General features: G+C 70.1%; 21 protein-coding genes. 6 read left to right on the top strand and 15 right to left on the bottom strand.

Annotated features, from left to right (window positions below):
- Nucleotides 1-5: 5 nt before the first annotated feature.
- The 7 genes from ACH4TP_RS33650 to ngcE form a co-directional block, all read right to left on the bottom strand.
- Nucleotides 6-1295 carry a sugar ABC transporter permease gene (locus tag ACH4TP_RS33650; protein ID WP_398440080.1) on the bottom strand — a complete coding sequence of 430 codons (1290 nt, stop codon included), beginning with the start codon at nucleotides 1293-1295 and terminating at the stop codon, nucleotides 6-8.
- Nucleotides 1292-2080 carry an ATP-binding cassette domain-containing protein gene (locus ACH4TP_RS33645; protein WP_167352215.1) on the bottom strand — a complete coding sequence of 263 codons (789 nt, stop codon included), beginning with the start codon at nucleotides 2078-2080 and terminating at the stop codon, nucleotides 1292-1294. Before ACH4TP_RS33645 ends, ACH4TP_RS33650 begins: the two co-directional genes overlap by 4 nt.
- 277 nt (nucleotides 2081-2357) lie before the next feature.
- Complete coding sequence (locus ACH4TP_RS33640; RefSeq protein ID WP_398185733.1) at nucleotides 2358-3419, bottom strand: sugar ABC transporter substrate-binding protein; 1062 nt, start codon at nucleotides 3417-3419, stop codon at nucleotides 2358-2360.
- Between the two features lie 122 nt (nucleotides 3420-3541).
- Entirely contained in the window at nucleotides 3542-4753 is a 1212-nt protein-coding gene (locus ACH4TP_RS33635; protein ID WP_389226880.1) for an ROK family protein, read from the bottom strand.
- A gap of 162 nt (nucleotides 4754-4915) precedes the next feature.
- Complete coding sequence (locus ACH4TP_RS33630) at nucleotides 4916-5854, bottom strand: carbohydrate ABC transporter permease (RefSeq protein ID WP_398185736.1); 939 nt, start codon at nucleotides 5852-5854, stop codon at nucleotides 4916-4918.
- Complete coding sequence (locus ACH4TP_RS33625) at nucleotides 5854-6783, bottom strand: carbohydrate ABC transporter permease (RefSeq protein ID WP_389226874.1); 930 nt, start codon at nucleotides 6781-6783, stop codon at nucleotides 5854-5856. Before ACH4TP_RS33625 ends, ACH4TP_RS33630 begins: the two co-directional genes overlap by 1 nt.
- A 105-nt stretch (nucleotides 6784-6888) precedes the next feature.
- Nucleotides 6889-8331: an N-acetylglucosamine/diacetylchitobiose ABC transporter substrate-binding protein gene (gene ngcE / locus ACH4TP_RS33620; RefSeq protein WP_389226871.1), complete on the bottom strand. Its 1443-nt coding sequence runs from the start codon at nucleotides 8329-8331 to the stop codon at nucleotides 6889-6891.
- 534 nt (nucleotides 8332-8865) lie between these two features.
- Between ngcE and ACH4TP_RS33615 the strand changes: the two genes are divergently transcribed.
- Nucleotides 8866-9792, top strand: coding sequence for an FG-GAP repeat domain-containing protein (locus ACH4TP_RS33615; RefSeq protein ID WP_398440079.1), 927 nt, complete (start codon nucleotides 8866-8868; stop codon nucleotides 9790-9792).
- A gap of 84 nt (nucleotides 9793-9876) precedes the next feature.
- Here ACH4TP_RS33615 and acnA read toward each other — a convergent pair whose 3' ends face one another.
- On the bottom strand, nucleotides 9877-12591 hold the full coding sequence (gene acnA, locus ACH4TP_RS33610) for an aconitate hydratase AcnA (RefSeq protein ID WP_398440078.1): 2715 nt from the start codon (nucleotides 12589-12591) through the stop codon (nucleotides 9877-9879).
- A gap of 268 nt (nucleotides 12592-12859) precedes the next feature.
- On the opposite strand from acnA, the gene ACH4TP_RS33605 reads away from it, so the two are divergent.
- On the top strand, nucleotides 12860-13216 hold the full coding sequence (locus ACH4TP_RS33605) for a VOC family protein (RefSeq protein WP_389226862.1): 357 nt from the start codon (nucleotides 12860-12862) through the stop codon (nucleotides 13214-13216).
- A gap of 50 nt (nucleotides 13217-13266) precedes the next feature.
- Nucleotides 13267-14796 carry a helix-turn-helix domain-containing protein gene (locus ACH4TP_RS33600; protein ID WP_398185745.1) on the top strand — a complete coding sequence of 510 codons (1530 nt, stop codon included), beginning with the start codon at nucleotides 13267-13269 and terminating at the stop codon, nucleotides 14794-14796.
- Between the two features lie 62 nt (nucleotides 14797-14858).
- On the opposite strand, the gene ACH4TP_RS33595 is transcribed toward ACH4TP_RS33600, so the two are convergent.
- The 4 genes from ACH4TP_RS33595 to ACH4TP_RS33580 all read right to left on the bottom strand — a co-directional run bounded on the left by ACH4TP_RS33595 (nucleotide 14859) and on the right by ACH4TP_RS33580 (nucleotide 20160).
- Nucleotides 14859-18029: a trypsin-like peptidase domain-containing protein gene (locus tag ACH4TP_RS33595; RefSeq protein ID WP_398440077.1), complete on the bottom strand. Its 3171-nt coding sequence runs from the start codon at nucleotides 18027-18029 to the stop codon at nucleotides 14859-14861.
- Nucleotides 18026-18376, bottom strand: coding sequence for a trypco2 family protein (locus tag ACH4TP_RS33590; protein WP_398185751.1), 351 nt, complete (start codon nucleotides 18374-18376; stop codon nucleotides 18026-18028). Before ACH4TP_RS33590 ends, ACH4TP_RS33595 begins: the two co-directional genes overlap by 4 nt.
- 94 nt (nucleotides 18377-18470) lie before the next feature.
- A complete protein-coding gene (locus ACH4TP_RS33585; protein WP_398440076.1) occupies nucleotides 18471-19199 on the bottom strand; it encodes a TetR/AcrR family transcriptional regulator in 729 nt (242 codons plus the stop codon).
- 46 nt (nucleotides 19200-19245) lie between these two features.
- A complete protein-coding gene (locus ACH4TP_RS33580; protein ID WP_389226847.1) occupies nucleotides 19246-20160 on the bottom strand; it encodes an NADP-dependent oxidoreductase in 915 nt (304 codons plus the stop codon).
- A gap of 149 nt (nucleotides 20161-20309) precedes the next feature.
- On the opposite strand from ACH4TP_RS33580, the gene ACH4TP_RS33575 reads away from it, so the two are divergent.
- On the top strand, nucleotides 20310-21404 hold the full coding sequence (locus ACH4TP_RS33575; protein WP_389226844.1) for an NAD(P)/FAD-dependent oxidoreductase: 1095 nt from the start codon (nucleotides 20310-20312) through the stop codon (nucleotides 21402-21404).
- Nucleotides 21405-21480: 76 nt separating this feature from the next.
- On the top strand, nucleotides 21481-22284 hold the full coding sequence (locus tag ACH4TP_RS33570) for an SDR family NAD(P)-dependent oxidoreductase (RefSeq protein WP_389226841.1): 804 nt from the start codon (nucleotides 21481-21483) through the stop codon (nucleotides 22282-22284).
- Nucleotides 22285-22350: 66 nt separating this feature from the next.
- Here the strand turns inward: ACH4TP_RS33570 and ACH4TP_RS33565 are convergent, their stop codons facing one another.
- From ACH4TP_RS33565 to ACH4TP_RS33555, 3 genes are all read right to left on the bottom strand, one after another.
- Nucleotides 22351-23787, bottom strand: a complete 1437-nt coding sequence (locus ACH4TP_RS33565; protein ID WP_398440075.1) for an FAD-dependent oxidoreductase — start codon at nucleotides 23785-23787, stop codon at nucleotides 22351-22353.
- 196 nt (nucleotides 23788-23983) lie between these two features.
- Nucleotides 23984-24712 carry a response regulator transcription factor gene (locus tag ACH4TP_RS33560; protein WP_398185766.1) on the bottom strand — a complete coding sequence of 243 codons (729 nt, stop codon included), beginning with the start codon at nucleotides 24710-24712 and terminating at the stop codon, nucleotides 23984-23986.
- Nucleotides 24713-24914: 202 nt separating this feature from the next.
- Nucleotides 24915-25406, bottom strand: coding sequence for a MarR family winged helix-turn-helix transcriptional regulator (locus ACH4TP_RS33555; RefSeq protein WP_398185769.1), 492 nt, complete (start codon nucleotides 25404-25406; stop codon nucleotides 24915-24917).
- 136 nt (nucleotides 25407-25542) lie between these two features.
- On the opposite strand from ACH4TP_RS33555, the gene ACH4TP_RS33550 reads away from it, so the two are divergent.
- Nucleotides 25543-26991, top strand: a complete 1449-nt coding sequence (locus tag ACH4TP_RS33550) for an MFS transporter (RefSeq protein ID WP_398440074.1) — start codon at nucleotides 25543-25545, stop codon at nucleotides 26989-26991.
- Nucleotides 26992-26996: the final 5 nt, after the last annotated feature.

The raw sequence follows: 26996 nt of genomic DNA, 5'->3' as shown, positions 1-26996 counted from the left end.
AGGGGTTACGCGCGGCCGGCGGTCTTCTGCGTGCGGCGGGAGACCGAGTCGATGATCACCGCGATGAGCAGGACCGCTCCGGTGATCATGTACTGGATCGCGTTCGAGGACAGGTTCATCTGGTTGAGGCCCTGGACGATCGACTGGATGACCAGGATGCCCAGGAGCGCCGACCAGACCTTGCCGCGTCCGCCGAACAGGGACGTGCCGCCGATGACGGCGGCGGCGATGCACATCATCAGCTGGTTGCCGCCGCCGAGGGAGCGGTCGGCGCCGCCGGTCGCGGAGGCGAGGAAGAGGCCGCCGACGGCGCCCAGCGTGCCGGAGATCATGAAGACCGAGATCCGGATCCAGTCCACGCTGATGCCGGCGCGGCGGGCGGCCTCGATGCCGCCGCCGACCGCGAAGACCTGACGGCCGTAGGTGGTGCGGCGCAGGACGAAGTCGGTGGCCAGCAGGATCACCAGGAAGATGACCAGGGAGAGCGGCAGGCCCTTCTCCTGGTTGAAGCCGTACGCGGCGACGAGGACCAGGACCGCGAGGACGGCGGTGCGCAGGATGATCTCGCTCTGCGGGCGGTGCGGCAGCCCGGCGGCCTTGCGGCGGCGGGAGTCGCGCAGCTGGGCGAGGTAGAAGCCGGCGATGACGGCCACGGCGAGGCCGTAGGCGGCGGCGACGTCGGAGAAGTAGTACTTGGTGAGGTCCTCGACGAAGCTGCCGATCGGGGTGGGGATGGTGGACTTGTCCCCCATCACCCAGGTCTGGAGGCCTGCCCAGCCGAGGAAGCCGGCGAGGGTGACGACGAAGGCGGGCACGCCGATCTTGGCGAAGACGATGCCGTGGAAGGCGCCGAGCAGGGTGCCGGACAGGATGCCGAGGAGGATGGCGAGGCCGTCGGGCATGTCGGTGCCGAGGACGCCCCAGACCGAGCCGGCCAGACCCGCCACGGAGCCGACGGCGAGGTCGATCTCGCCGAGCAGCAGCACGAAGACGATGCCGACGGCCATGATGCCGGGGCCGACCGCGTACAGCGTGATCTGGTCGAGGTTGTACGAGGTGATGAAGTTGCCGGTGAGGGCCTGGAAGACGACGCCGATGACGATCAGGCCGACGACGACGGGCAGCGAGCCGATCTCGCCGGAGCGGATCTTGCGCTTGAACTCGTCGACGTAGCCCTTGAGGCCCTGCTCGCGGACGAGGAGGCGGGGGTCGACGGCGGGGACCGCGGCGGTGGCCGGGGCCTCGGTGCGCGGCTCGGGCACGGTGTCCTCGGAGGTACGGGGGGTGGTGCTCACTTCGCTACCTCCGCGTTACGGGCCTGACGGCGGGTCACGGCGTTGTCCGTGGCACCGGTGATCGCGGCGATGATCTCTTCGTGCGTGGTGGTGGCCACCGGGAAGGTGCCGTTGTTGCGGCCCAGGCGGAGCACGGCGACGGTGTCGGCGACGGCCTTCACATCGGCCATGTTGTGGCTGATGAGGATGACGCCGAGGCCCTGCTCGCGCAGCCGCTCGACCAGGTCGAGGACCTGCGCGGTCTGCTCCACGCCGAGGGCGGCGGTGGGCTCGTCCAGGATCACGATCTTGGGGTTGCCGACGAGGGCGCGGGCGATGGCGACGACCTGCCGCTGGCCGCCGGAGAGGGCGGCGACGGGGATGCGGACGCTGGGGATGCGGATGGAGAGCGTGGAGAGCAGGTCCTTGGCCCGCTTCTCCATGGCGACCTCGTCGAGGACGCCGCCCTTCTTGATCTCGCGGCCGAGGAACAGGTTGGCGACGACGTCGAGGTTGTCGCAGAGCGCGAGGTCCTGGTAGACGGTCGCGACACCGAGGTTCTGGGAGTCATGCGGGCGCTGGATCTCGACGCGCTCGCCCTCCCACTCGATGACGCCCTCGTCGATGGGGTGCACGCCGGCGATCGTCTTGACCAGCGTGGACTTTCCCGCTCCGTTGTCGCCGACGAGCGCGACGACCTCTCCTGCGTGGACTTCGAGATCGACACCGGAGAGGACCTGGACCGCTCCGAATCGCTTGAAGATCCCGCGCAACGCCAGCACGGGCGTCTGGGACACGTGAACCAACTCCTTCGCCGCCCGGAGAGGGCGACGGCATGTCGCGCCGTCGTGCGGCGCCGAAGTTTCGAGGGGGGCTGGGCTCGTCCGGCCCCCGGACCGACAGCGGGGTCTGGGTCGGCCGGGGGCCGGACGGGCTGGGGGACGGATCCGGCCGCCGTGCGCCGGCCCGGTTACCAGGGGTCTTCACCCTCTGTACGCGGGCGGCGGCGCCCCTGACTGGGCGCGGCGGGTGCCGGGATCCGTGACGCGGGGCCGGTGAGGGCCCGGCGGGGAGCGGCTGGGGTTACTTGATGCCCAGCGCGGTGCACTTGGCGGCGAGGTCCGCCGTGCAGAGGTCCGAGGCCTTGTAGATGCCGTCCGTGATCACCGTGGACTGGATGTTGGTCTTGTCGACCACGACGGGGGCGAAGAGCGTGGAGGGCACGCCGTCGGTCATGGTCGACACGATCTTCTTGCCCTGGAGCAGGTTCACCGCGAACTTGGCGGCCTCGGGGGCCAGCTGGAGCGGCGACTTGTAGATGGTGAAGGTCTGGGTGCCCGCGATGATGCGCTGGATGCCCGCGACCTCGGCGTCCTGGCCGCCCACCGGGATGTTCTTGATGCCGGCGTTCTCCAGGGAGGTGATGATGCCGCCGGCCATGCCGTCGTTGGCCGAGTAGACGGCGGTGATCTTGTCCTTGCCGACCGAGGAGATCGCGGCGGACATCTTCTCGCCCGCGACCTTCGGGTCCCACTCGCCGGAGGCCTCGTAGGCGATCTTGCCGACCTTGCCGTCGAGCGCGGCGTGGGCGCCCTTCTTGAACAGGGCGGCGTTCGGGTCCTTCTCGTCGCCGTTGATCATCACGACGTTGGCGGTGGCGGCCTTCGCGCCGAGCGCGGTCAGCAGGGCCTGGCCCTGGAGCTCGCCGACCTTGTTGTTGTCGTGGCTGACGTAGGCGTCGGCGCCAGCGACGGCACGGTCGTACGCGACGACCTTGACGCCCTTGGCCTTCGCGTCCTTGACCCAGCCCGCGGCCTTGGTGGCGTCGACCGGGTCGAGGGCGATGACCTTGACGCCGTCGGCGATCAGCTGGTCGAACTGCTGCTTCTGCTTCACGACGTCGGAGACCGCGTTGTTGTACACGACCTCGCAGTCGGCACAGGCGGCCTTGACGGCCTTCTCGAACTGCGGCTTGTCCAGGGCCTCGTAGCGCGAGGTCTTGTTCTCCGGAAGGAGCAGACCGATCTTCGTCGAGCTGCCCTTGTCGGCGCTGTCGTCGCCACCGGCCTTGCCGCAGGCGGCGAGCGAGAGGGCCATCGAGACCGCGGCCGTGGCTATGACGGCACGACGCGTCACTGCGTTCATGTGGGGTTGCCTCCCTGACGAGGCCGCGACGTTGCGGCCGAGGTGCCACGAAGTCAACTCGGCCGCAACGTTGTCGTCAAGAAGTAAATTATTAACGAGATGGCAACGGTGGTGTTCGTTCTCTAAGTGAAGGCAAGGCGGGAGCCCTGGGCGGCTGCGGGCAGGGCACTCTCCAACAGGGTCGAATCGCCCATTTCGCTCAGTACGAGGGCGAGGGCTCCCAGCACCTCGGCGCGCCCGCCGAGGGCGCCCTGCGCCAGCGAGAGCTGCCGGGCGGCGCTGGGGATCGCATACCGCGAGACGGAGTCCCTGATGGGCCCGAGGACCAGCTCGCCGGCCTCGGCGATGTCGCCGCCGAGCACCACCCGGCTGGGGTTGAGGAGGTTGCAGAGGTTCGCGATGCCGCTGCCGATGTGCCGTCCGACGTCGGCGATCACCCGGCGGCAGCCGGGGTCGCCCTCCCGGGCCAGCTGGACGACCCGTTCCATCGTCAGATCGGGGCCGTGGCTCGGCTGGAGCAGCGGCAGCACGTAGCGGGCGGCGGTGAAGGTCTCCAGGCAGCCGCGGTTGCCGCAGCGGCAGACGGGACCCGACTCGTCCAGGGTGATGTGGCCGATCTCGCCGGCGGTGCCACCGGGCCCCCGGTAGACCCGGCCGTCGATGACGAGTCCGGCACCGACGCCGCTGGCCACCTTGATGTACGCGAGGTCCTTGACGCCCCGGCCGCTGCCCCAGACCAGCTCGCCGAGCGCACCGAGGTTGGCGTCGTTGTCGACGTGCACGGGGACGCCGAGCCGGCCGGAGAGCTCGTCGGCGGGGCTGATGCCGCTCCAGCCCGGCAGGATCGAGGTCGAGCCGAGGGTCCCGGAGGAGACGTCGATCGGTCCCGGCACGCCGAGGCCGACGCCGATCACCTTGTCGGGGCCGATGCCGGTGGCCCGGATCAGCCGCTTGACCAGCTGTTCCGCCCGGTCGAAGCCCTCGGCGGAGGAGGCGTCCACATCGAGCGGCTCGGCCTCCTCGGCGAGCACCTGGTGGGCGAGGTTGCCGATGGCGACCCTCAGGTGGGTGTGGCCGAAGTCCACGCCGATCACGATGCCCGCGTCGCCGGAGAGCGAGACGCTGCGGGCCCGGCGGCCGCCCGCGGAGGTGGGCGTGACCTCGACGGTGCCGCCGTCCTTCAGCTCCCGCACGATGTTGGAGACCGTGGCGGCCGAGAGGCCCGTCGTCCGGGCGATCTCCGCCTGGGTGAGCGAGCCGGCCATCCGTACCGCCCGGACGACCCGTTCGAGATTGGCCCTGTGCAGAGACGTCTGCGACCCCGGAGTCTCCATCGACTCACTCACTCCCACCGTTTTCTCCAACATGTGAACCCTAAGGGGACTCTTTCGGCTTGGCCCCCGTCAAGGCCTTGAGTGTCGGAGGGTGTGCGTCACCGCATGCGCGGGGCCCCCGGCGCGGGTGCGCCGGGGGCCCGGAGAGCTGTGACGGCGGGGTTACTTCACGGCGCCGGCGGTCAGTCCGGCCACCACCTGCCGCTGGAAGACGATGTACGCGGCGAGGACCGGGAGCATGGCCATCACCAGGCCGGCGAAGAGGCCGGACCAGTCGCCCTTGTAGCCCTGGCTGACGGCCAGCTGCACGAGTCCCTGCGAGAGCACCTTCTTCTCCGGCTCGGTGTTGAGCACGGTCGGCAGCAGGTACTGGTTCCACTGGCCGAGGAAGTTGAAGATGCCGACGCTGATGAGGCCGGGCCTGGCCATCGGCAGCATCACCTGGAAGAACGTCCGGGTGTGCGAGGCGCCGTCGACGAAGGCCGCCTCCGCCACCGAGGTCGGCAGGGTGCGGAAGAAGGCCGTGAGGAAGAAGACGGTGAACGGCAGCGAGTACGCGATGTAGACCAGGATCAGGCCGTGCAGCGTGTTGAGCAGGGCCATGTTCTGCATGACGTAGAAGAGCGGCACGAGCGCCAGGATGATCGGGAAGCTCATCCCTCCGATGAAGAGGAAGTAGATGAAGCGGTTGCCCGGGAACTCGAAGCGGGCCAGGACGTAGGCCGCCATCGAGCCGAAGAGGAGGGTGCCGAGGAGCGAGCCGCCGACCACCAGGAGGGTGTTCAGGAAGTAGTCGCTCATGTGCGCCTCGGTCCAGGCGCGCGACCAGTTCTCGAAGTGCAGCCCGTCGGGCAGCGACCACGGCGAGGTGAAGATCGCCTTGTCGGTCTTGAAGGAGGTCATGACCGCCCAGAGCAGCGGCATGACGACCATGATCGCCCAGATGATCAGGACGCCGTGCGAGAAGACGTTGAGGGTCGCGCCCTCGGCCTTGGCGGTCCTGCGCGCGGTGGGCACCGCGATCTTGGTGACCGTGGGTCCCGGGCCGGCCGGGGAGCCGGGGGTCTCGACGCCGGTGGAGGCGGTGTCGGTCGTCTTCATCAGAACTCCAGCCGCTCGCGTCGGCCCACCTTCATCACGACGGCCGCGAAGGCGAGCGTGACGATGAGGAGCGCGACGCCGATGGTCGTTGCGTAGGCGGCCTGACCGTCCCGGAACGCCTTCTGGTACACGTACAGCGGAAGGACGATGGTGGAGAAGTCGGGCCCGCCGCCGTTGGGGCCGACGGTCATGATCTGGACGACGGCGAAGGACTCCGCGCCGAGCGCGAGGATGCCCATGTAGATCCACCCGGACTGCACGGTGTCCCAGAGCAGCGGCAGGGTGATCCTGAAGAAGGTGGTGAAGCGGTTGGCGCCGTCGAGCAGGGCCGCCTCGTAGAAGTCCCTCGGAATGGACGCCATGCCGGCCGAGAAGAGGACCACGAAGAATCCGACCGTGGACCAGACGAGGACCGCCATCACGCAGATGAGGGCGAGGTCCGGATCACCGAGCCAGTCCGGCTGGATGCTGTCGAGACCGACGGCCTTCAATACGGAATTGATGGCTCCGCTGTTCGGGTTGTACGCGAACTGGAAGAGCAGCGCGACGATCGCGATCGACAGCACCTGCGGGAAGAAATAGACGATCTTGTAGAACGAGGAACCGCGCACACCCGCGATCGCCGCGCCCCCGCGGCGCCGACCGCCGACATTGAGCATGAAGGCGAAGAAGAGCGCCAGTCCCACGGTCACCAGCGGAAGTACCACCGCGAAGGTCAGACTGTGCTGGACCGATTTCCAGAAGATCTCGTCGTCCAGCATTCTGCTGTAGTTGTCGAATCCGACCATCGTGAAATCGGGACTCAGCCCGGTCCAGTCCGTGAACGAGTAGTAGATGGACTGGATGAACGGCCAGATGACGAACAGCGCGTAGAGCGCGAGGGGGGCCGCCAGGAACCCCACGATGAAACGGTACTTGCCGTGTTGCATTCCTACCGACCCCGATCTTTCCCGCGCCAAGCGCGCCGCAGGTGCCGCGCGCGAAGGAGCCGGGGCCCGCTCCCGGTCGGCGGGAAGGGGCCCCGGCACTGTGCGTCAGTGCTTGTAGTGCTTGATGCTCGAGTCCTTGGCCGCTTCATCGGCGAACTTCTGGATCTTCTTGATCGTCTCGGCCGGGGTCGCGCGGCCGGCCATCATCTCGCCGAGGCCGGCGACGCCGATCTTCTCCTTCTGGAGGGCGACGTACCAGTCCTGGAGACGCGGGTTGACGACGTTCTGACCGGCCTTCTCCAGGGCGGCGACGCCGGACTTGAGGCCCGGGGTCAGCTCGATGCCGTCGGTGCCGCCGTTGAAGGCGGTCAGGGACTTCACGGTCTTGGTGAAGTTCTTGGAGGACTCCTCGCTGAGCATGATGCGCAGCTGCTCCAGACCGCCCTCCAGGTTCTTCGCCTTCGCCGGGACGATGAAGGGCTCGCCGCCGGAGGCCCAGATGGTGCCGAAGGGCATCTTGTCGGAGGAGTCGATGCCGGTCGGGGCGGACACCGCCAGGTTGAAGTCGGCCGGCATGGTCTTCGCGGCCTCGTTCTCGACCCAGGAGCCGTTCGGGATGAACAGCGCCTTGCCCTCGGTCCAGGCGGTCTGCGACTGGATGTGGTCGAGGCCGGGGGTGCCCTTGAGGATGTAGCCCTTCTTGACGAGCTCGTAGTACGCCTCGAAACAGGTCTTGACCGCGGGGTGCTCCCAGGCCTTCGGCTCCAGGTTGTCGATGGCGTCGAGGACCTCGCGGCCGCCGACCTTGCCGATCATCGGGTACAGCGAGAAGGGGACGTAGTACGGGTACTTGCCGGCGTACGTCCAGCCGGCGATGCCCTTCTTCTTGGCCTTCTCGCAGACGGCCAGCATCTCGTCCCAGGTCTCGGGGTACTTCGCGTCGAGGGAGTCGAGGAGCTTCTGCGAGTACCAGACGCCGTAGACCGTGTACGCGTAGTACATGATCCACACCGGGTCGCCGTCGAACTGGCCCATCTCGACGATGCCGGGCCGCAGGGTGTCGCGGACCTTCTTGGCCGGGTCGTCGATGGAGGGCGCGTCCAGGAGCGGCGTGAGGTCCGCCAGCTGCTTCTGGCCGACGAGGACGCCCATGTCCATCTGCTCGGCGCCGGAGTTGTCGATGAGGTCCGGCGGGGTTCCGCCGTTGAAGCGCGGCTGCAGCGTGGTGGTGATCTTCTGGGTGGGGGTGAACTTGACCTTGGCCTTGGGGTAATTCGTCTCGTAGACCTTGATCGCGTCCTTGGCGTACTGCTGTCCGAATCCACCGTCGAACAGGACGAATTCCATCCCTGCCGACTCGTTCACCCCGAGCGGGTTCTTTTCGGACTTCGTGCCCTTCTCGACCTTTTCGTTGCCGCCGTCGCCGCTGCTCGCGCAGGCGGACAGGAAGCCCATCGTCGGGACGGAGATCAGACCGATAGCGGCGGAACGCTTGATCAGATCGCGACGGCCGAGGCCCTCACCGTTGTGTGCGGAGGTGGATCCCATGCTCAAGTCCTCGCCTTCATTCAGGACTCAGGCGGTGTACCGGTCGCCCGTTTCTCACTCGCCACAGGCGAAGGGCCCCGCCACCGCGGTCATTTGCAGCCGGGTCGTGCACGCGTCGGGCCGTCGTCGGATTGCTCCGACTGGCTGGACGCCGACAGGTATAGTCCACTTCCCTTCGCGGGAGCAAGATCGAAACCAGGTTTCCAGGGCCATCTTTCCCGAGTTGAGACCTCCGGGATAAGCACGCGGGATCTGCGGCGTTTCGTCCAACCATTCGTCGCACAACACCCTTGACACGGGGTCGGGGTCGGGCCTTCCGCCGGGGCGGCGCGGGCGATGGGGGGAGGCGCGCGGGAGGGAAGGGGCAAAAGGGCACATACGACCGGTATTGAAACAGCTGTGTCACAAACCAGTTGCCCGGTGAAGATCCCGTGAGAAGGATCCTGGATCATAGAGGTCCCCGCTGACCCCCTTGCCTCGTGCACGGGCGCGCCGGCGGGACCTTCCTCATTCCATACGGATCTGGAGATCTACGTGGCCAACTCTTCTGGCCTGAACCGCACGGGCGTCCTGTCCCGTGTGACGGTCGCGGCGATAACCGCCGCTCTGGTGGGCACCACGACGGCCGCCGTCGCGGCCGACGCCCCGCAGACCCGCTCCGCCTCCAGCGCCACCGTCGAGTCGTCGACGCGCGCCGGCGCCTTCGCCGCCTCCGCCTCGACCGCCGCCGTGACGCCGGTCAACTCTCTGTTCGGCGAGGCCAGCAACGGCGACCTCTACCGTTACGACCCCAACGGCACCGGCGGCCTGAAGGCCCCCGTCGACGGTGGTGGCGGCTGGCAGTACAGCAAGTTCATCATGCAGGTGGACCACAACGCCGACGGCGCCTCGGACGGCCTCTGGTTCGTCGAGAACAGCCGCCTCGGGTACATGCCGTTCGGGGGCGTCCCGACGGACATCGGCGGCGGCTGGGGCATCTACAACAAGGTGTTCTCGGCGAGCAACACCGGTGGAGGCACCGCCGACGACCTCTTCGCGCGCGACACCTCGGGTGTCCTCTGGCACTACCTGGGCTACGGCAACGGCAAGCTCGCCCCGCGCTACAAGGTCGGCTCGGGCTGGGGCGCCTACAACCAGATCACCGGCAAGGGTGACCTGACCAACGACGGCAAGGCCGACATCGTCGCGCGCGACGGTGCGGGCGTGCTGTGGCTGTACAAGGGCACGGGCAACTACAAGGCGCCCTTCTCCGCCCGTACGCGCATCGGCTCCGGCTGGAACACCTTCAACACGCTGGTCTCCGTCGGTGACCTGAACAACGACGGTGTCGCGGACCTGGTCGCCCGTGACACCGCCGGAGCCCTGTGGCTGTACAAGGGCACCGGCAACGCGTCGGCGCCGTTCTACGCCAAGGTGAAGATCGGCACGGGCGGCTGGAACGGCTTCAAGATGCTGTTCTGATCCCTTGTCCACCCACGGGTGAACGATAGGGAAGGGCCCCGCTCCTCGGAAGAGGAGCGGGGCCCTTGCCGTTCACCCGACGCGTCAGCCGCGGATCAGGTTGCGGAGCACGTACTGCATGATGCCGCCGTTGCGGTAGTAGTCCGCCTCGCCGGGGGTGTCGATGCGGACGACCGCGTCGAACTCGACGCCGGTGTCGGTGGTGACCTTGACCGTCGACGGGGTGGTGCCGTTGTTCAGCTCCGTGACGCCGGTGATGGAGAAGGTCTCCTCGCCGGTCAGGCCGAGCGATTCGGCCGACTGGCCGGCCGGGAACTGGAGCGGGAGGACGCCCATGCCGATGAGGTTCGAGCGGTGGATGCGCTCGTACGACTCGGTGATGACGGCCTTGACGCCGAGGAGCGCGGTGCCCTTGGCGGCCCAGTCGCGGGACGAGCCGGAGCCGTACTCCTTGCCGCCCAGGATGACCAGCGGGGTGCCGGCGGCCTGGTAGTTCTGCGAGGCGTCGTAGATGAAGGAGACCGGGCCGCCCTCGACGGTGAAGTCGCGGGTGTAGCCGCCCTCGGTGCCCGGCGCGATCTGGTTGCGCAGGCGGATGTTGGCGAAGGTGCCGCGGATCATGACCTCGTGGTTGCCTCGGCGCGAGCCGTAGGAGTTGAAGTCACGACGCTCCACACCGTGCTCGGTGAGGTACTTGCCGGCCGGGGTGTCGGCCTTGATGGCGCCGGCCGGGGAGATGTGGTCGGTGGTGACCGAGTCGCCCAGCTTGGCCAGGACGCGCGCGCCGGTGATGTCGGTGACCGGGGTGGTCTCCATCGTCATGCCCTCGAAGTACGGGGGCTTCCGGACGTAGGTGGACTCGGCGTCCCACTCGAAGGTGGAGCCGGTCGGGATCGAGAGCGCCTGCCACTGGGCGTCGCCCGCGAAGACGTCCTCGTACGACTTCGAGAACATGTCCTCGCCGATGGCGTTGGCGACGACGTCGTTGACCTCGGCCTCCGACGGCCAGATGTCGGCCAGGTAGACGGGCTTGCCGTCCTGGTCGACGCCGAGGGCGTCCTTGGTGATGTCCACCTTCATGGAGCCCGCGATGGCGTACGCGACGACCAGCGGCGGGGAGGCCAGGTAGTTCATCTTGACGTCGGGGTTGATGCGGCCCTCGAAGTTGCGGTTGCCGGAGAGGACCGACGTGACCGCCAGGTCGTGCTCGTTGACCGCCTTCGAGACCTCCTCGGGCAGCGGGCCCGAGTTGCCGATGCAGGTGGTGCAGCCGTAGCCGACGAGGTTGAAGCCGACCTTGTCGAGGTACGGGGTGAGGCCCGCCTTGTCGAAGTAGTCGGTGACGACCTTCGAGCCCGGGGCGAGGGTGGTCTTGACCCACGGCTTGCGGGTCAGGCCCTTCTCGACGGCCTTCTTCGCGACGAGCGCGGCGGCGACCATCACGTACGGGTTCGACGTGTTGGTGCAGGAGGTGATCGCGGCGACGGTGACGGCGCCGTGGTCGATCGTGTAGGTGGTGCCGTCGGGGGCGGTCACCTGGACCGGGTTCGACGGGACGCCGTTGCTGACGGCCGGGGCGTCGGAGGCCGGGAAGGACTCCTCGCCGGCCTCGTCGGCGGTGGAGACGTAGTTGCGGACGTCCTGGGCGAACTGCGCGGCGGCGTTCGCGAGGACGATGCGGTCCTGCGGGCGCTTCGGGCCGGCGATGGACGGGACGACCGTGGAGAGGTCGAGCTCCAGCTTCTCGGAGAAGTCGGGCTCGGCGGCCGGGTCGAGCCAGAGGCCCTGCTCCTTGGCGTACGCCTCGACGAGCGCGACCTGCTGCTCGGAGCGGCCGGTGAGCTTGAGGTAGTTCAGGGTCTCGTCGTCGATCGGGAAGACCGCGGCGGTGGAGCCGAACTCCGGCGACATGTTGCCGATGGTGGCGCGGTTCGCGAGGGAGGTGGCGGCGACGCCCTCACCGTAGAACTCGACGAACTTGCCGACGACGCCGTGCTTGCGCAGCATCTCGGTGATGGTCAGCACCAGGTCGGTGGCGGTGGTGCCGGTGGGGAGCTCGCCGGTCAGCTTGAAGCCGACGACGCGCGGGATGAGCATGGAGACCGGCTGGCCGAGCATCGCGGCCTCGGCCTCGATGCCGCCGACGCCCCAGCCCAGCACGCCGAGGCCGTTGACCATGGTGGTGTGCGAGTCGGTGCCGACGAGGGTGTCGGGGTACGCCTGGCCGTTGCGGACCATGACCGTACGGGCCAGGTGCTCGATGTTCACCTGGTGGACGATGCCGGTGCCCGGCGGGACGACCTTGAAGTCGTCGAAGGCGGTCTGGCCCCAGCGCAGGAACTGGTAGCGCTCCTTGTTGCGGCCGTACTCCAGCTCGACGTTCTGCGCGAAGGCGTCGTTGGTGCCGAACTTGTCGGCGATGACGGAGTGGTCGATGACCATCTCGGCCGGGGAGAGCGGGTTGATCTTCGCCGGGTCGCCGCCGAGCGCGGCGACGGCCTCGCGCATGGTGGCGAGGTCGACGACGCAGGGCACGCCGGTGAAGTCCTGCATGATCACGCGGGCGGGCGTGAACTGGATCTCCTGGCTCGGCTGAGCCTGCGAGTCCCAGTTGCCGAGGGCCCGGATGTGGTCGGCGGTGATGTTCGCGCCGTCCTCGGTGCGGAGCAGGTTCTCCAGGAGGACCTTCAGGCTGTAAGGGAGGCGCGCGGAGCCCTCGACCTTGTCCAGCTTGAAGATCTCGTACGACTCGTCGCCCACGCGCAGCGTGCTGCGGGCGTCGAAGCTGTTCGCCGACACGACAGTCTCCTTCATATATGTGCGCGTTTCACCACATCCTGCCGCCACGTACACGTCGTCGATCCGCTAAGGTAAGGCTAAGTTAGGTAACCCTTACCAGGGTGGCGGCAGCGGTGCGCCTCGGCAGATATCTCGATGTCGAGATAACTCTAGTACATCACCGCCGCCCGGTCATGCCTGGCATGGCGCGGATCCGCGGCGCGCTCTCCCCCGCCCGTACGGACGCGGCCCGATTGCCGCGCCGGCTCCCCCGGCCCACGATCGATCCATGATCAACGGCGCGCACGTGATTCTCTACACCCGGGACGCGGAGGCCGACCGGGACTTCCTCAGGGACGTCATCGGCTTCGAGCACGTGGACGCCGGGGGCGGCTGGCTGATCTTCCGGCTGCCGCCCGCCGAGATCGCCGTGCACCCCACGACGGACGAGCCGAAGCACGAGGTGTACCTCATGTGCGAGGACCTCACCCGGACCCTGACGACCCTGGAGGACCGGGGCGCGGAGATCTCACGGGCCATCACCGACCAGGGCTGGGGCCTGCTCGCCGCCGTCCGGCTGCCGAGCGGCACCGAACTCCCCCTGTACGAACCGCAGCACCCCACCGCACACGCCGCCTCACCCTGATGGCCCACCCGATGTCGATCACCATCTCATATCTGAGATAACGTGACGCCATGGCAGACGACTACCTCGTACGCATCGGCAAGCTCATCCGTGACGCCCGGCAGCACCGCGGCTGGACGCAGACGCAGCTCGCCGAGGCACTGGCCACGAGCCAGAGCGCCGTCAACCGGATCGAGCGCGGCAACCAGAACATCAGCCTTGAGATGATCGCCCGGATCGGCGAGGCCCTCGACAGCGAGATCGTGTCCCTGGGCTACGCGGGCCCCATGCACCTCCGGGTCGTCGGCCGCCGCCGCCTCTCCGGCGCCATCGACGTCAAGACGAGCAAGAACGCCTGTGTCGCGCTGCTCTGCGCCTCGCTCCTCAACAAGGGCCGCACCGTCCTGCGCCGCGTCGCCCGCATCGAGGAGGTCTTCCGGCTCCTGGAGGTCCTCAACTCCATCGGCGTCCGCACCCGCTGGGTCAACGACGGCGTGGACCTGGAGATCGTGCCGCCGGCCGAGCTCGACATGGAGTCCATCGACGCCGAGGCCGCGATCCGCACCCGCTCGATCATCATGTTCCTCGGCCCGCTGCTGCACCGCATGGACCGCTTCAAGCTTCCGTACGCCGGCGGCTGCGACCTCGGTACGCGCACGATCGAGCCGCACATGATCGCGCTGCGCCGCTTCGGCCTGGAGGTCACGGCGACCGACAACCTGTACCACGCCCAGGTCGAGCGCTCCGCCTCCCCCGACCGCCCGATCGTCCTGACCGAGCGCGGCGACACGGTGACCGAGAACGCCCTCCTGGCGGCCGCCCGCCACGACGGCGTGACCGTCATCCGCAACGCCTCCTCCAACTACATGGTCCAGGACCTGTGCTTCTTCCTGGAGGCCCTCGGCGTCCGGGTCGACGGCATCGGCACCACCACCCTGACCGTGCACGGCGTGCCCCAGATCGACGTGGACGTCGACTACTCCCCCTCCGAGGACCCGGTCGAGGCGATGAGCCTGGTCGCCGCGGCGGTGGTGACGGAGTCCGAACTGACCATCCGCCGGGTCCCGATCGAGTTCATGGAGATCGAGCTCGCCGTCCTGGAGGAGATGGGCCTCGACCACGACCGCTCGGCGGAGTACTCCGCGGACAACGGCCGCACCCGCCTGGTCGACCTGACGGTCCGCCCCTCCAAGCTGGAGGCGCCGATCGACAAGATCCACCCGATGCCCTTCCCGGGCCTGAACATCGACAACGTCCCCTTCTTCGCGGCGATCGCGGCGACCGCCCAGGGCAAGACCCTCATCCACGACTGGGTCTACGACAACCGCGCCATCTACCTCACCGACCTCAACCGCCTCGGCGGCCGCCTCCAGCTCCTCGACCCCCACCGCGTCCTGGTGGAGGGCCCCACCCGCTGGCGCGCCGCCGAGATGATGTGCCCGCCGGCCCTGCGCCCCGCCGTGGTCGTCCTCCTCGCGATGATGGCCGCCGAGGGCACCTCGGTCCTGCGGAACGTCTACGTCATCAACCGCGGCTACGAGGACCTCGCGGAGCGCCTCAACTCGATCGGCGCCCAGATCGAGATCTTCAGGGACATCTAGGGTTCCTCTGCGCGAAGGGCCTCCTCCCGAACCACCGGGCGCCTCATGGTGGTTCGGGAGGCTCAACCCGAGGCGTCGGATTTCAGCGGGGCCCACCTCGTCATCGAGTCCCAGGCCTCCAGGGCGTCCGTCAGGACTTCCACGGTGGCCGGGGAGTCAGGTCCGACGGCGCTCGCCACGATGAGCAGCATTCCTCCGTACTGCCGCGCCAGTGCGATGAACTCCTCGGTCGCGGGAGCGCTCCAGACCTGGCCGAACGTTGCCACCGCGGCTTCACCGGGGCCGGTGAACGCCCGAGCACGCCCGTCGGACGACCTGGGCGGCAATCCGGACCGCAGCGGTTGGAGGTCGAGCGCTTCAGCGCCGGCCGACCGGGGCCCGAAAGCGGCCGTGGCCGTCCAGCGGTCCCCGCTCTGGACCAACTGCGCCACCTCGAGAGAGGGGTTGACCACGAGAGCGGGAACGAGCAGGCCGTTCCGCCCCCTCACGGGCACCCCGGCGGTGAAGGCCGTCCAGCTGGTACCCGCCTCCTTGGCCACGTTCATCAGGGCCGAATCGTTCCAGTGCGGATACCGGCACAGTCCGAAGTGGAAGAGCCGTGCTTCGGCCCAGCTGCGGTGGTCGTCCACATAGAGTGCCGGAACGCCGTCGTTCAGCGGGTATCCGCAGTCCTGGCAGTCGCCGGCCCAGAGCAACCGCATGAGGGAACGGGCTTCCTCCTGCCCGATTCTGTCCAGGCAGTCCTGGCTGAAGGCCAGGTGCGGGAGTCCGGCCGAACCGTCCTCGGCCTCCAGGACCACCCAGTCCGACGGGTGGCCGTGCTCCCGTGCCCGGCTCCACCACTCCTCCCCCAGCCTGACGTTGCCGAAGGAGTGAGCCGTCACGCCGGCCATCAGGCAGCCGATCGGGTCGCCCAGGTTCCCCTGTCTGACCGCTGTCTCGTAGGCACGCGAGACGTAGGAGTTCGCCGTTTCGTGGTCCTGCCTGCGCAGGAGGACACCGGCGTACGAGAGCGCGGCGAGCGGGATCTCACCGTCCGCGGCGACCCTCAAGGCCTCGACGGCCTCGTCCGACTGCCACTCCGACCTCAGCCAGTCCGAGTAGTGCAGTGCGCTCCCGGGATCGCCTGCCTCGGTGCCGCGCTTCCAGAGCGCTATCGCCTCGTCCTGGTTCCCCAGCTTTTCGTGGACCAGGCCGAGGGCGCCGATCGACTCCCGCTCCCCGCTCTCGATCGCACGCTCGTACCACTTCCGTGCCTCTTCCAGATCCCCCCTCACGAAGGACAGGGCACCCATGTTGTGAGCCCCGGTGGGGTCGCCCAGGCAGGAAGCGCGCTCGAAGCAGCGGCCGGCGCCGTCATAGTCCTTCTCCGCGGCCAGCAGCGCCCCCAGGCTGATCAGGCCGTCGGGGTCGTCCGCCTCCGCGAGGGGGCGGAGCACCTCCTTGGCCACGTCCGGTCGGCCCGCCACCTTGGCGACGGTCGACACCAGCACACGGCGCGTGTCGTCCACGATGCGCAGGGCCTCGTCCCACACCTGGCCCGGGAGCTCGCTCGGGCGGGATCCGCGCGCGGCGTCGGACACGAGGTAGTCGAACGGCTTCCACGTTCCGCCCCGGCCCGGGACCAGGGGGCTGGTCACGCCCAGCACGATCCTGGACGCCCAGGCCCAGGCTTCCTCCATGCCTTCCGGCCGCAGCGCCGGGCCGCCCGCCTCGTCGAGGAAGTGCGCGTGGAGGCGTTCCAGGGACTCCGGCGGCAGCGCGGTGTCCACCCCTGTGCGGGCGAGGGCGACGGCGGCCGCGACGAGGGCGGCGCCCCGGGGGTTGCCCTTCACCCGGGAAGCGGCCTTCCAGCGCTTGAGGACCTGCGGTCCCGCCGCCAGGTACTCCGCCACCCCGTGCGCCCTGTCGGCGTTCAGCGCGGCGACGACGCGCGGATCCTCGTGCGACGACGCGACCCGCCGCTCGTCGTCGGTCCAGATCCGGTCCAGGGTGAGGTGATGCGCCGCGCGGATCACCCTGCCCGGTGAGGACGGCAGACGCGGGCCGGTGCCCCGCGAGAGCGACGGGCCGTCCTCCTCGTCCGTGTAGTGCTCGTGGAACTCGGTGCGCAGCGTGGCGAGCACGACCGTGCCGCGGCGGACGAGCCGGTCCAGCAGGGACGGCGTCAGCCCGTCGGACCGCAGGTAGTTGTGCAGGTCGTCGAGCCATACGACCTTCTCGTGATCACTTCCGGAGGAAGGGTGCAGGAAGGACAGGTCGGCGTCGGGGTCCGGCTTGCAGACCGACCGGTCGCGGAGGTTGCGGACCATGCCTTCGAACAGGGCCCTCGACTTGCCCGCGGCCGAATCCCCCGTCAGCAGCACCATGCCGCCCGTCTCCGCCAGCGCTTCGAGCCGGGCGTCCACCTGCGCGTCGACGCGGCGCGGCACGTACCGCACGACGTCCGGATGGCCGGCGGCATCCGGCGCGCGGTGCACACCGAAGGAGACCGGGTCGGCCTCGGCGACGGGGAGCCAGTCGCCTTCGCGGGAGGCGGAGGCCTCGTGCACCGTCTGCGGCGCCGGCCTGCCGATCTCCACCACCTCGGGGCAGAGCCCCGCGGCCGACTCCATCGCCCGCCGGAAGCCGGCATCGGCCACCACGGCGGAGACGGGAACGGCTTCCACCCGTGCGTGACCCCACTGCGCGGGGTCCCCGGAGACCACGCCGATCAGGTATTCGCCGGCGAAGAGCGCGGCGCCCGACATCCCCTGCCACGGCGATGCGCCGGAGGTACCGGCCGCGGGCGGCGGGGCGTGGGAACTGTCCAGGACGTAGCGGCCGCGCAGGACTGATGATCCCGGCTTCAGCGTGCCCACGATCTGCTCGGTGTCCGGCCGTGTCCCGTCCCGGAGCGAGATCCTCGGGTAGCCCACCGCTTCGCAGTTCTCCCAGGCGGCCAGGCCGGAGATCCGGCCCCACCGGACGTCGGACATCCGGCAGGTCGTGGCCTCCCTGACGAGGTCTTCGTCCGCTTCGAGCAGGGCCGCGTCGCACGACTCGTCGTGGCGGCGCCACACGAGGCGGCAGCTGCGCGCTCCCGTCCCTCCGGGGACGGCGACGCGAGCAGTCCCGCCCTCCCCGTCGAACAGGTGCGCCGAAGTGAGCACCAGGCGGGAATCCAGGAGGAAGCCGCTGCCCTGCCGCGCTCCCTGGACGATGGCGACGCGTTCGACGGACCGGGCGCTCATCCGCCGCGCAGTCCGGACGGATGCTCGAAGTCACCCATGTCGACCTCGGCCTGGTTTCCGATCTCGATCGGCCCGCCGTTGGCCGAGTCCTTCGGCTTCAGCTTCACGGACACCTTGTGGACGGCGTTCCGCGCCACCCCCACCTGGGCGTCGCCGGAGACCACCCATGCCCTGAACCCCGCCTTGGCCGTCGCGTCGCGCCGCAGCTCGACCGAGAAGTCCAGAGTGATCTCGTCGACCTCGAACCTGATGCGCCGGCCCTCCGCGGCGTGCGCAGAGGCCATCAGCTGGTCCCGCAGGCCCTGTACGGCCTCGGTGAGTTCCACGTTCTCCAACGGATCGCGCACGTCTCCGACTCCCCCGTCCGGTCAACCGTCAACCGCTACCACTATCGCATTGTTCATGCCCCGACCGCCCACCACACAGCGGGAAGTGGGGGCTTCAGCCCGTGCCGGCGGTGTCCCCGTAGCCGTGCAGGAAGGCGTCGACCGCGCGGGTGACGCAGGCGCGGACCTGGGCCGGGCTCGGGGCGCGGTCGGCGTAGGGGTCGATGGTGATCTCGGAGTTGACCAGGGCGACGAAGTGGAGGGTGGCGCGGGCGGGGTCGGAGATGCGCAGGAGGCCGGCGTCGGTGAGCTGGGAGAGGCGCCGGGAGACCTCGTGCTGAACGCGGAGGGGGCCCGCCTGCTGCCAGATGTCGATCAGGGCGGGCGAGAAGTGCTGCACCTCGGCCTTGATCTGACGGATCATCGCGAAGTGGTCGGGGAACCGGGTGCGCTGGCCGACGAGGGCGCGGCCGAGGGCGATCAGGTCGGCGCGGGCGTCGGTGCCGGAGAGCTGTTCGGCCACCGTCTCGACGAAGGCGTCCGCGACCTGGCCGGCGCTGTCGTGGACGACCTCCGAGAAGAGGTGCTCCTTGCCCTGGAAGTGGTTGTAGATCGTGCGGGTGGACACCCCGGCCTCGGCGGCGATGGCCTCGATGCTGGTGCGGCTGTATCCCTCGCGGCCGAAGACGGTGCGCGCGCCCCGGGTGATGGCCCGGCGTTTCGCGGCTCTGCCACCGGGGCGGCCGGGACGTGGCGGCGCGTCCGGGGCGGCGGGGGCCGGGGGTGTGGTGTTCAGGGGAGCCTCCGGTGGATCGGGCGACCTGTCGGCCGGATTGCCATGCACGTTGCATTTTACTTCTTGAGGTCCGGGCGGTCCGCCGCCCGGACCCTCAGGCCAAGGGTGGCATCTCCAGGACGGTCTTGCCCCGGCCGTGTCCGCCCTCCACGGCCCGGACCGCTCGGGCGGCCCGCTCGAACGGGACCACGTGCGTCACCTTCGGGTCCAGGGCGCCGGTGCGGACCAGTTCCACGACCGCGCCCAGGATCTCGGGGTCGCGCACCGGCCCCACCGGCGCGCCGCCGAGCGCGGCGACGGCGTCCCGGTCGGCGCCGCTCACCAGTTTCGTGCGGTCCGCCAGGAGCGCGGCGCTCTCGCGCAGGACCTCTCCGCCCACCAGGTCGAGCACGCCGTCCACGCGGCCCGGTATCCGCGCGGCGAGGCCGGGTCCGGAGGCGACGAACCGTACGCCGAGCTCCTCGACGAACGCCCGCTTGCCCTCGGACGCCGAGCCCACCACGTTCAGCCCCAGACGCGCCGCGACCTGTGCGGCGGCCACGCCGACGCCTCCCCCGACACCGGTCACCAGCAGCGTCGCGCCTGCCGGCAGGGCGAGCCGGCGCACCGCGCCGTAACCGGTGGCGGCGGCGACGGGCAGGACGGCGGCGTCGGTCCAGGAGACCTCCGGCGGTTTGCGGACCGCCGCGGCCGCGGGCAGCAGGGCGTACTGCGCGTACCCGCCCGTCGTCGGGCCGCCGAGGACGGCGTCGCCCACGGCGAAGCCGGTGGTGCCGGGGCCGAGCGCGACGACCCTGCCCGCCGCCTCGCCGCCCATCACGGCGGGCAGGACGACGGCGGGCGCGCCGGCCGGGAGGCGGCCCGAACGGCGTTTCCAGTCGACCGGGTTGACTCCGGCCGCGCGCACGGCGACCAGCAGGTCGCCGGGGCCGGGGACCGGTCGCGGGAGGTCGGCGAAGCGCTCGACCTCCGGTCCGCCGAAACGGTCGTACCCATAGGTCAGGGGCATGCGGCACCTCGACGTCTCTGCCGGTCTCCGGTCATTAATTGCCATGCAGATTGCACTTTACCCAAACGGCCGGTTAGCCTTCCCGGGTGTCGGCGGATCCCTGCCTTCCGCCGGTGGTGCCGAAGCGGTGAGTACAAGGAGCGCAACGTATGGGCGGTACGGTCGCGATCGTCGGCGGCGGATACGGAGGGGCCGCGCTGGCCCGCGAGTTGGACCCGGACCTCGACGTCGTCCTGATCGATCCCAAGGACGCCTTCGTCCACGCGGTGGCGGCCCTGCGCGGGCTGGTCGACGAGGAGTGGGCCGAGCGGATCTACTTCGGCTACGACGGGTTGTTCACCCGGGGCCGGCACGTGCGGGACCGCGCCGTGGCGGTGGACGCGGGGGGTGTCACCACGGCCGACGGCACGCGCGTCGACGCGGACTACGTCGTCCTCGCCACCGGTTCGTCGTACCCCTACCCGGCGAAGCCGGACAGCGAGGACAGCGTCGACTCCATCCTGCGGCACGCGGGCACGCGGGCCGAACTCGCCGCCTCCTCGCGGGTGTTGCTGCTCGGGGCCGGTCCGGTCGGGCTCGAACTGGCCGGGGAGATCACCGAGCGGTGGCCGCGGACGGAGGTGGTCGTGGTCGACCCCGCCGAGGACGTGCTGGGCGGGCGCTATCTGCCGGAGCTGCGCGGCGCGTTGCGCGAGCAGCTGGCCCAGCGGGGCGTGCGGCTGGAGCTGGGCAGCGCGCTGACCGCCCCTCCGTCGGTCCCGCCGGGCGTGCGCGAGCCGTTCTCGGTCACCACCGGGGCGGGCACCCGGATCGACGCGGACCTGTGGTTCCGCTGCTACGGCATGACGCCGCTCAGCGACATGCTGACCGGTGAACTCGCCGCCGCCCGGCACCCGGACGGGCACGTGGAGGTCGACGAGCACCTGCGGTTGGCGGGCACGCCGAACGTGTTCGCCATCGGTGACGTCACGGCCGTGCCCGAGCCGAAGCGGTCCAAGGCGGCCACCGAGCACGCCGTCACGGTCGCGGCCAACATCCGGGCGCTGGCCGCCGGGCGCCCGGTGGAGCGGACCTACCGGCCGGGACCGGACGCGGTGCTCGTGCCGCTGGGTTCGACCGGCGGCGCCTCCCAGGTGCCGGGCCCCGACGGTCCGGTCGTGCTCGGCGCGGCGGAGACCTCCGGCTACAAGGGCGCCGACCTGCTGCTCGGGCGGTTCGGCGAGCTGTTCGGCGCCTCCGCCTGAGCTCTCCGGCCCCTCGACACGACCGTACAGCGCCGCTTGCCCGCACATCCGCCCGGATACGAGAGGTCGTTGACCGATGACGAACGGAACGCAGTCCCTGGCCGGCAAGGTGGCGGTGGTCACCGGCGGCGCGGGAGGGATCGGCGTCGCGACGGTGGAGGCGCTGGCGGTCGCGGGGGCGCGGGTGGTCCTCGCGGACGTCGCGGACGACATCGCGAAGGCGGCCGCCGAGAAGCTGGCCGCGCAGGGGCTGCCGGTGGTCGGGCACGGCGTCGACGTCTCCTCCGAGGCGAGCGTCGAGCGGCTGGTGGACTTCGCCGTCGACACCTTCGGCGGCATCGACGTGCTGGACAACAACGCGGCGCTGACGTCCGCGATCCGGGAGGACCGGGACGTCGTGTCGATGTCGGTGGAGCTGTGGGACCAGGTCCTCGCGGTCAACCTGCGGGGTCCGATGCTGCTGTGCAAGCACACGGTTCCGGTGATGATCGAGCGCGGCGGGGGGTCGATCATCAACATCACCAGCGGCCAGGGCCTGTCCGGCGACCGGGTGATGGTCGCCTACGGCAGCTCCAAGGGCGGGCTGGTCGCGCTGACCCGGTTCGTGGCCGCCGCGTACGGCGCGGACGGCATCCGCTGCAACGCGGTCGCGCCGGGGCTGGTCCGCACGCCGGCGCTGGAGGCGGACATGCCGGTGCCGGTGCAGCGGATGTTCCAGAGCGCGAACCTGATCCCGCGCCTCGGCACCCCGGAGGACGTGAGCCAGTTGGTGGCGTTCCTCGCCTCCCCGGCCGCCTCGTTCATCACCGGGCAGGTGCTCTCCGTGGACGGCGGCTTCCTCGCCCACCTGCCGACGCTCTCGCCGCTGCCGCCGCGCTGAGGGCCCGGGATGGTCCGCGTACCGCCGGGGCCGGCGGACCGCTCCGAGGCGGTCCGCCGGGTCCGGTCAGCCCGTCCAGGGGGCGAGGCCCGCCTCGATGGCGGGGAGCCGCGGCGCTCCCGCCCAGGCGTAGTAGCCGTCGGGGCGGACCAGAAGCGCCTCGTCGCCCTCGGTGCGGCGGGCGACGACCAGCCCGTCCCGGGCGAGCCCGCCGGCCTCCGTGCCCGGCGGCAGGGCCAGTACGAAACGTCCCTCGCGCAGCACCTCGTACAGCCGCCCGCGGTCCAGCTCCAGGTCGGGGGCGCGCTTGCCGGTCAGGGGGTGGGCGCCTCTCGGGGCGGGATAGGAGAAGCCGATGCCGGTGATCTCGCCGATGGCCTGCCGGGTCACCGGGCGCACGTGGGTGACCACCAGCCTGCGTACGGCGCGCAGGGCGAGCTCCAGCGGGTTGTGTGCCATGGCGAGGCGCAGGTTGAGGCCGCTGGAGCGCAGGACCGCCCTGCCGATGGGGTGGCGTTCGGCGTGGTAGGTGTCGAGGAGGGCGTCGGCGGACCGGCCGCTCTGCACGGCCGCCAGTTTCCAGCCGAGGTTGGCGGCGTCCTGGAGGCCGGTGTTCATGCCCTGGCCGCCGGCCGGGGAGTGCTGGTGGGCGGCGTCGCCGGCCAGCAGGACGCGGCCGACGCGGTACTCCGGGACCTGGCGTTCGTCGCTGTGGAACCGGGACAGCCAGCGCGGGTCGTGCATCCCGAAGTCGGAGCCGAAGGCCCGCTCGATGAGTGCGCGCAGCTCCTCGAAGTCGACCGGGGTGTCGTCGGGTTCGCCCCGGTGCGCCCGGTCCCAGCCGCCGACCCGCCAGTAGCCGTCGCCGAAGGGGGCGATGAAACCGAACGCCCCGCCGGTGCCGTGCACCCGCACCACGAGGGGCGGTTCCTCGGTGAACCTCACGTCGGCGAGCGCGACCGACCGGATCACCACCTTGCCGGGGAAGGGCAGTCCGAGCGCCTCCCGTACGGCGCTGCGCGTCCCGTCGGCGCCGACCAGGTACCGGGTCCGTGCGGTCGTGTCGCCCGTCTCCGTCCGCACCGACACGGTGACGCCGTCGCCGTCCTGCTCCAGGCCGGTGACCTCCGTGCCGTAGCGGATGACCGCGCCGTTCTTCAGGGCGCGGCGCAGCAGCAGCTTCTCCACCTCGTACTGCGGGGTGACCAGCAGGAAGGGGAACCGGGAGGGCAGCGAGCCGATGTCGAACGGCACCTCCCCGAACAGCCGCAGCTCGCGGATGGTCCGGCCGGTGAGGACGAGTTCGTCGGCGAGTCCCCGGGCGTCGAGGAGTTCGAGGGTCCGGGCGTGCACGCCGAAGGCGCGGGTCAGGTTGCTGATGCCCTTCGGGCGCTTCTCCAGGACGACGACGTCGACGCCGGCCGCCGCGAGGTCGCCGGCGAGCAGCAGCCCGGTGGGGCCGGCGCCGGTGACGACGACGGGGGACTCGTGCGTGTGGGACATCCGCGACTCGCTTCCGTCGGTGGGAATCGGAGTCCGCCCCTGGCGGGGGTCGGAAAACGCGGTGGCGCCGGATTCCGTTTCCGGTCCGGCACCACAGAAGTGATTTTCGGGCGGCCGCCCCACACAATTCCTTCACGGTGAGGAGAATTGCACCGGAAGGCCGCGTGCGGCCCTTCACATTTCCATGATCGGGAATTCAGGCGTGCCCGAGCCGGAATCCGACGCCGCGTACGGTGACGACCCAGCCGCTGCCGCCGAGCTTTCTACGGAGGCTGCTGACGTGGGTGTCGACGGTCCGCCGGGACCAGGAGTCGCCCCACACCTGCTGGAGCAGGCGCTTGCGCGAGATGACCGTGTCGGGGTGGGAGGCGAGCAGGCAGAGGAGGTCGAACTCCTTGCGGGTCAGCTCCACGTCGCGGCCGTTCAGGCGGACCTCGCGGGAGTTCACGTCGATGTGCAGCGGGCCGTGGTCGATCACCCGGCCCTGTCCGCCCTGGACGCGCACGCGCCTCATGACCGCGTCGATGCGGGCCATCAACTCGCGGAAGCCGTACGGCTTGACCAGGTAGTCGTCCGCGCCCGCCTGGAGTCCGAGGACCCTGTCCAGCTCCGAGCCGCGCGCGGTGACGACGATCAGCGGGACACAGCTGACGGCGCGGATGGCCTTGCACACCTCCAGGCCGTCCAGGTCCGGCAGTTCGAGTTCCATCAGGACGAGGTCCACGCCCTCGTGGGCGGCCAGGGCGGCACTGCCCCGCTCCACGGCGGCCACCTCGTGGCCGTGCCGGCGCAGCCCCTCCTCCAGGGCGCAGGCCGTGGAGGCGTCGCCCTCGACGAGCAGGATGCGCCAGCCCGTGGTGCCGGGCACCGCGACGGGTGCCGGGCCCAGCAGGAGTTCGGTGCGCGGGTTGGGTATAAGAGGCACTCGCAAGGACTCTGACGTTTTTGTCACGCTCTCTCCCCCGGTAAGTCATGTTCGTCATACGAAGCAAAACTCGTACACGATTCTACGAAACCGGGGCCGCATATTCCACCCGTTGAAGTGAATTCCATGTTGCAGCAGCATGAAACGGTTTTCGGTCACTTGGCGCGCGAAATATCCTTCACGAAATTCGGTTGCGCTTCCGTCAGGCGCGTGCCCTGTCGTCGGCGTCCAGCAGCCGGCGCAGCAGCGTCGTCAGCATGTCGCGCTCCTCGGGGGTGAAGCAGCCGAGGAAGGAGTCCTGGGACTCCTGGGCCACCCGCCACAGCCGGTGCTGCAACCGGGCTCCCTCCTCGGTCAGTTCGACCAGCTGCCGGCGCCGGTCGGACAGGTCGCGGGTACGGCGCACCAGCCCGCGCTCCTCGATCGCGTCCAGGTAGCCGCCCAGGTGGCTGCGCTGGAAGCCGAGCCGGTCGGCCAGTACGTGCTGGGGCAGCGGGCCGAAGTCCGAGAGCGCGGTCAGGGTCGCGAAGTGCGGCAGCCGCAGCCCGTGCCGGCCCACCGCCTCGACGAGCGCGTCGTGGCCGATCCGCGCCATGTGCCCGGCGAGGTAGGACGGCAGCGCCAGGAGGCTCGGCGGGCGGGTGGCACCGTCCCGGGTCGGGGCGTCCGCGGCGGATTCAGGGGTTTCGCTCATGCGTTCACGATACGGGAACAGCGATGACTGGACGTAAGGATGACATCATGTAATCATTCCGAGGCGATACTAGTTCGGCGCCCCTCCCGTGCTCCGAAACAGCGGACCGAGGCGCCCGTCCCCGGAGGACCGCCCCATGACCGACACCCCGGCCCCCGGCGCACGACGCGGCATCGCCGCCCCGTTCGCCGCCTTACTCCTGGCCGTCCTGTCCTTCTCCCTGATGCAGACGATGGTCGTGCCCGCGCTGCCCGACCTCCAGCGCGAGTTCGACGCCTCGACGACGTCCGTCTCCTGGGTGCTCAGCTCCTTCCTGCTCACCGCGTCGGTGGCGACGGCCCTGCTGGGGCGGGTCGGCGACATGTTCGGCAAGCGCCGGGTGCTGATCGCCAGCCTCACCGTCTTCGCCGCCGGCACCCTGCTCGCCGCCCTGTCCGACTCGCTCGCCCTGCTGATCGCGGCGCGCGCGGTGCAGGGCGTCGGATCGGCCGCCTTCCCGCTGGCGTTCGGGATCGTGCGCGACCAGTTCCCGCGCGAGCGGGTGCCGGTGGCGATCGGCCTGATCTCGTCCACGTTCGGCATCGGCTTCGGCGTCGGACTCGTCATCCCCGGCCCGATCGTCGACGCCCTCGACTGGCACTGGATCTTCTGGCTGGGACTGGTCGTCATCCTGCTCGGCATCGCCGCCGTCACCGCGTTCATCCAGGAGTCCTCGGTCACCAGCCCCGGACGCATCGACTGGGCCGGCGTGGTGCTGCTCAGCGCGGGTGTCGTGGCCCTGCTGCTCGCCATCAGCGAGGGCAAGTCCTGGGGCTGGACGTCCGGCGGGGTCATCGGCCTGTTCCTCGCCGCCGTCGTCCTGCTGGCGGTGTTCGTATACGCCGAGAGCAAGGCCCACGAGCCCCTCATCGACCTCGAACTGCTGCGCCGACCCGCCGTACTGACCAGTCACGTCACCGCGCTCATCATCGGGTTCGGCATGTACGGCGCGTTCACCCTGGTGCCGCTGCTCGCCCAGACCCCGTCCAGGGCCGGGTACGGCTTCGACGCCTCCGTCACCGAGTCCGGACTGTTCATGGTGCCGATGGCCGTGACGATGCTGATCGCCAGCCCGCTCGCCGGCCGCCTCGGCGCGGCCGTCGGCTGGAAGCTGCCGCTCGTCCTGGCCTGCCTGATCGGCGTCGTCGGCTTCGCGATCTACGCGGGCGCGCACGACACCGAGTGGACCATGTACGTCGGCTCCGGGGTGCTCGGCATCGGTGTCGGCTTCGCCTTCGCCGCCCTCGCGAACCTCGTCGTCAGCGCGGTCGACCGCAGCCAGACCGGCGAGGCGACCGGCATCAACACGATCATGCGGACGATCGGCGGCTCCCTCGGCGCCCAGATCGCCGCGTCGATCGTCGTCTCCGAGACGATCCCCGGCACCCGGATCCCGGTCGAGTCCGGCTACACCACCGCGTTCGTCATGTCGGCGGTCGCCCTGGGCGTCGCGACGCTGGCCGCGCTGGCGGGGCCCGGAAGGTTCTGGGGCAGGACTCCGGCGCCGGTGACCCCGCTCGGGGAGCGGTCGCGGTCCGCGGCCTGAGGGGG

The organism is Streptomyces sp. NPDC021012 (genome assembly GCF_044333355.1).
GTDB lineage: Bacteria > Actinomycetota > Actinomycetes > Streptomycetales > Streptomycetaceae > Streptomyces.
The sequence above is the reverse complement of the archived record's forward strand: the minus strand, read 5'-3'. Positions and strand labels throughout refer to the sequence as shown.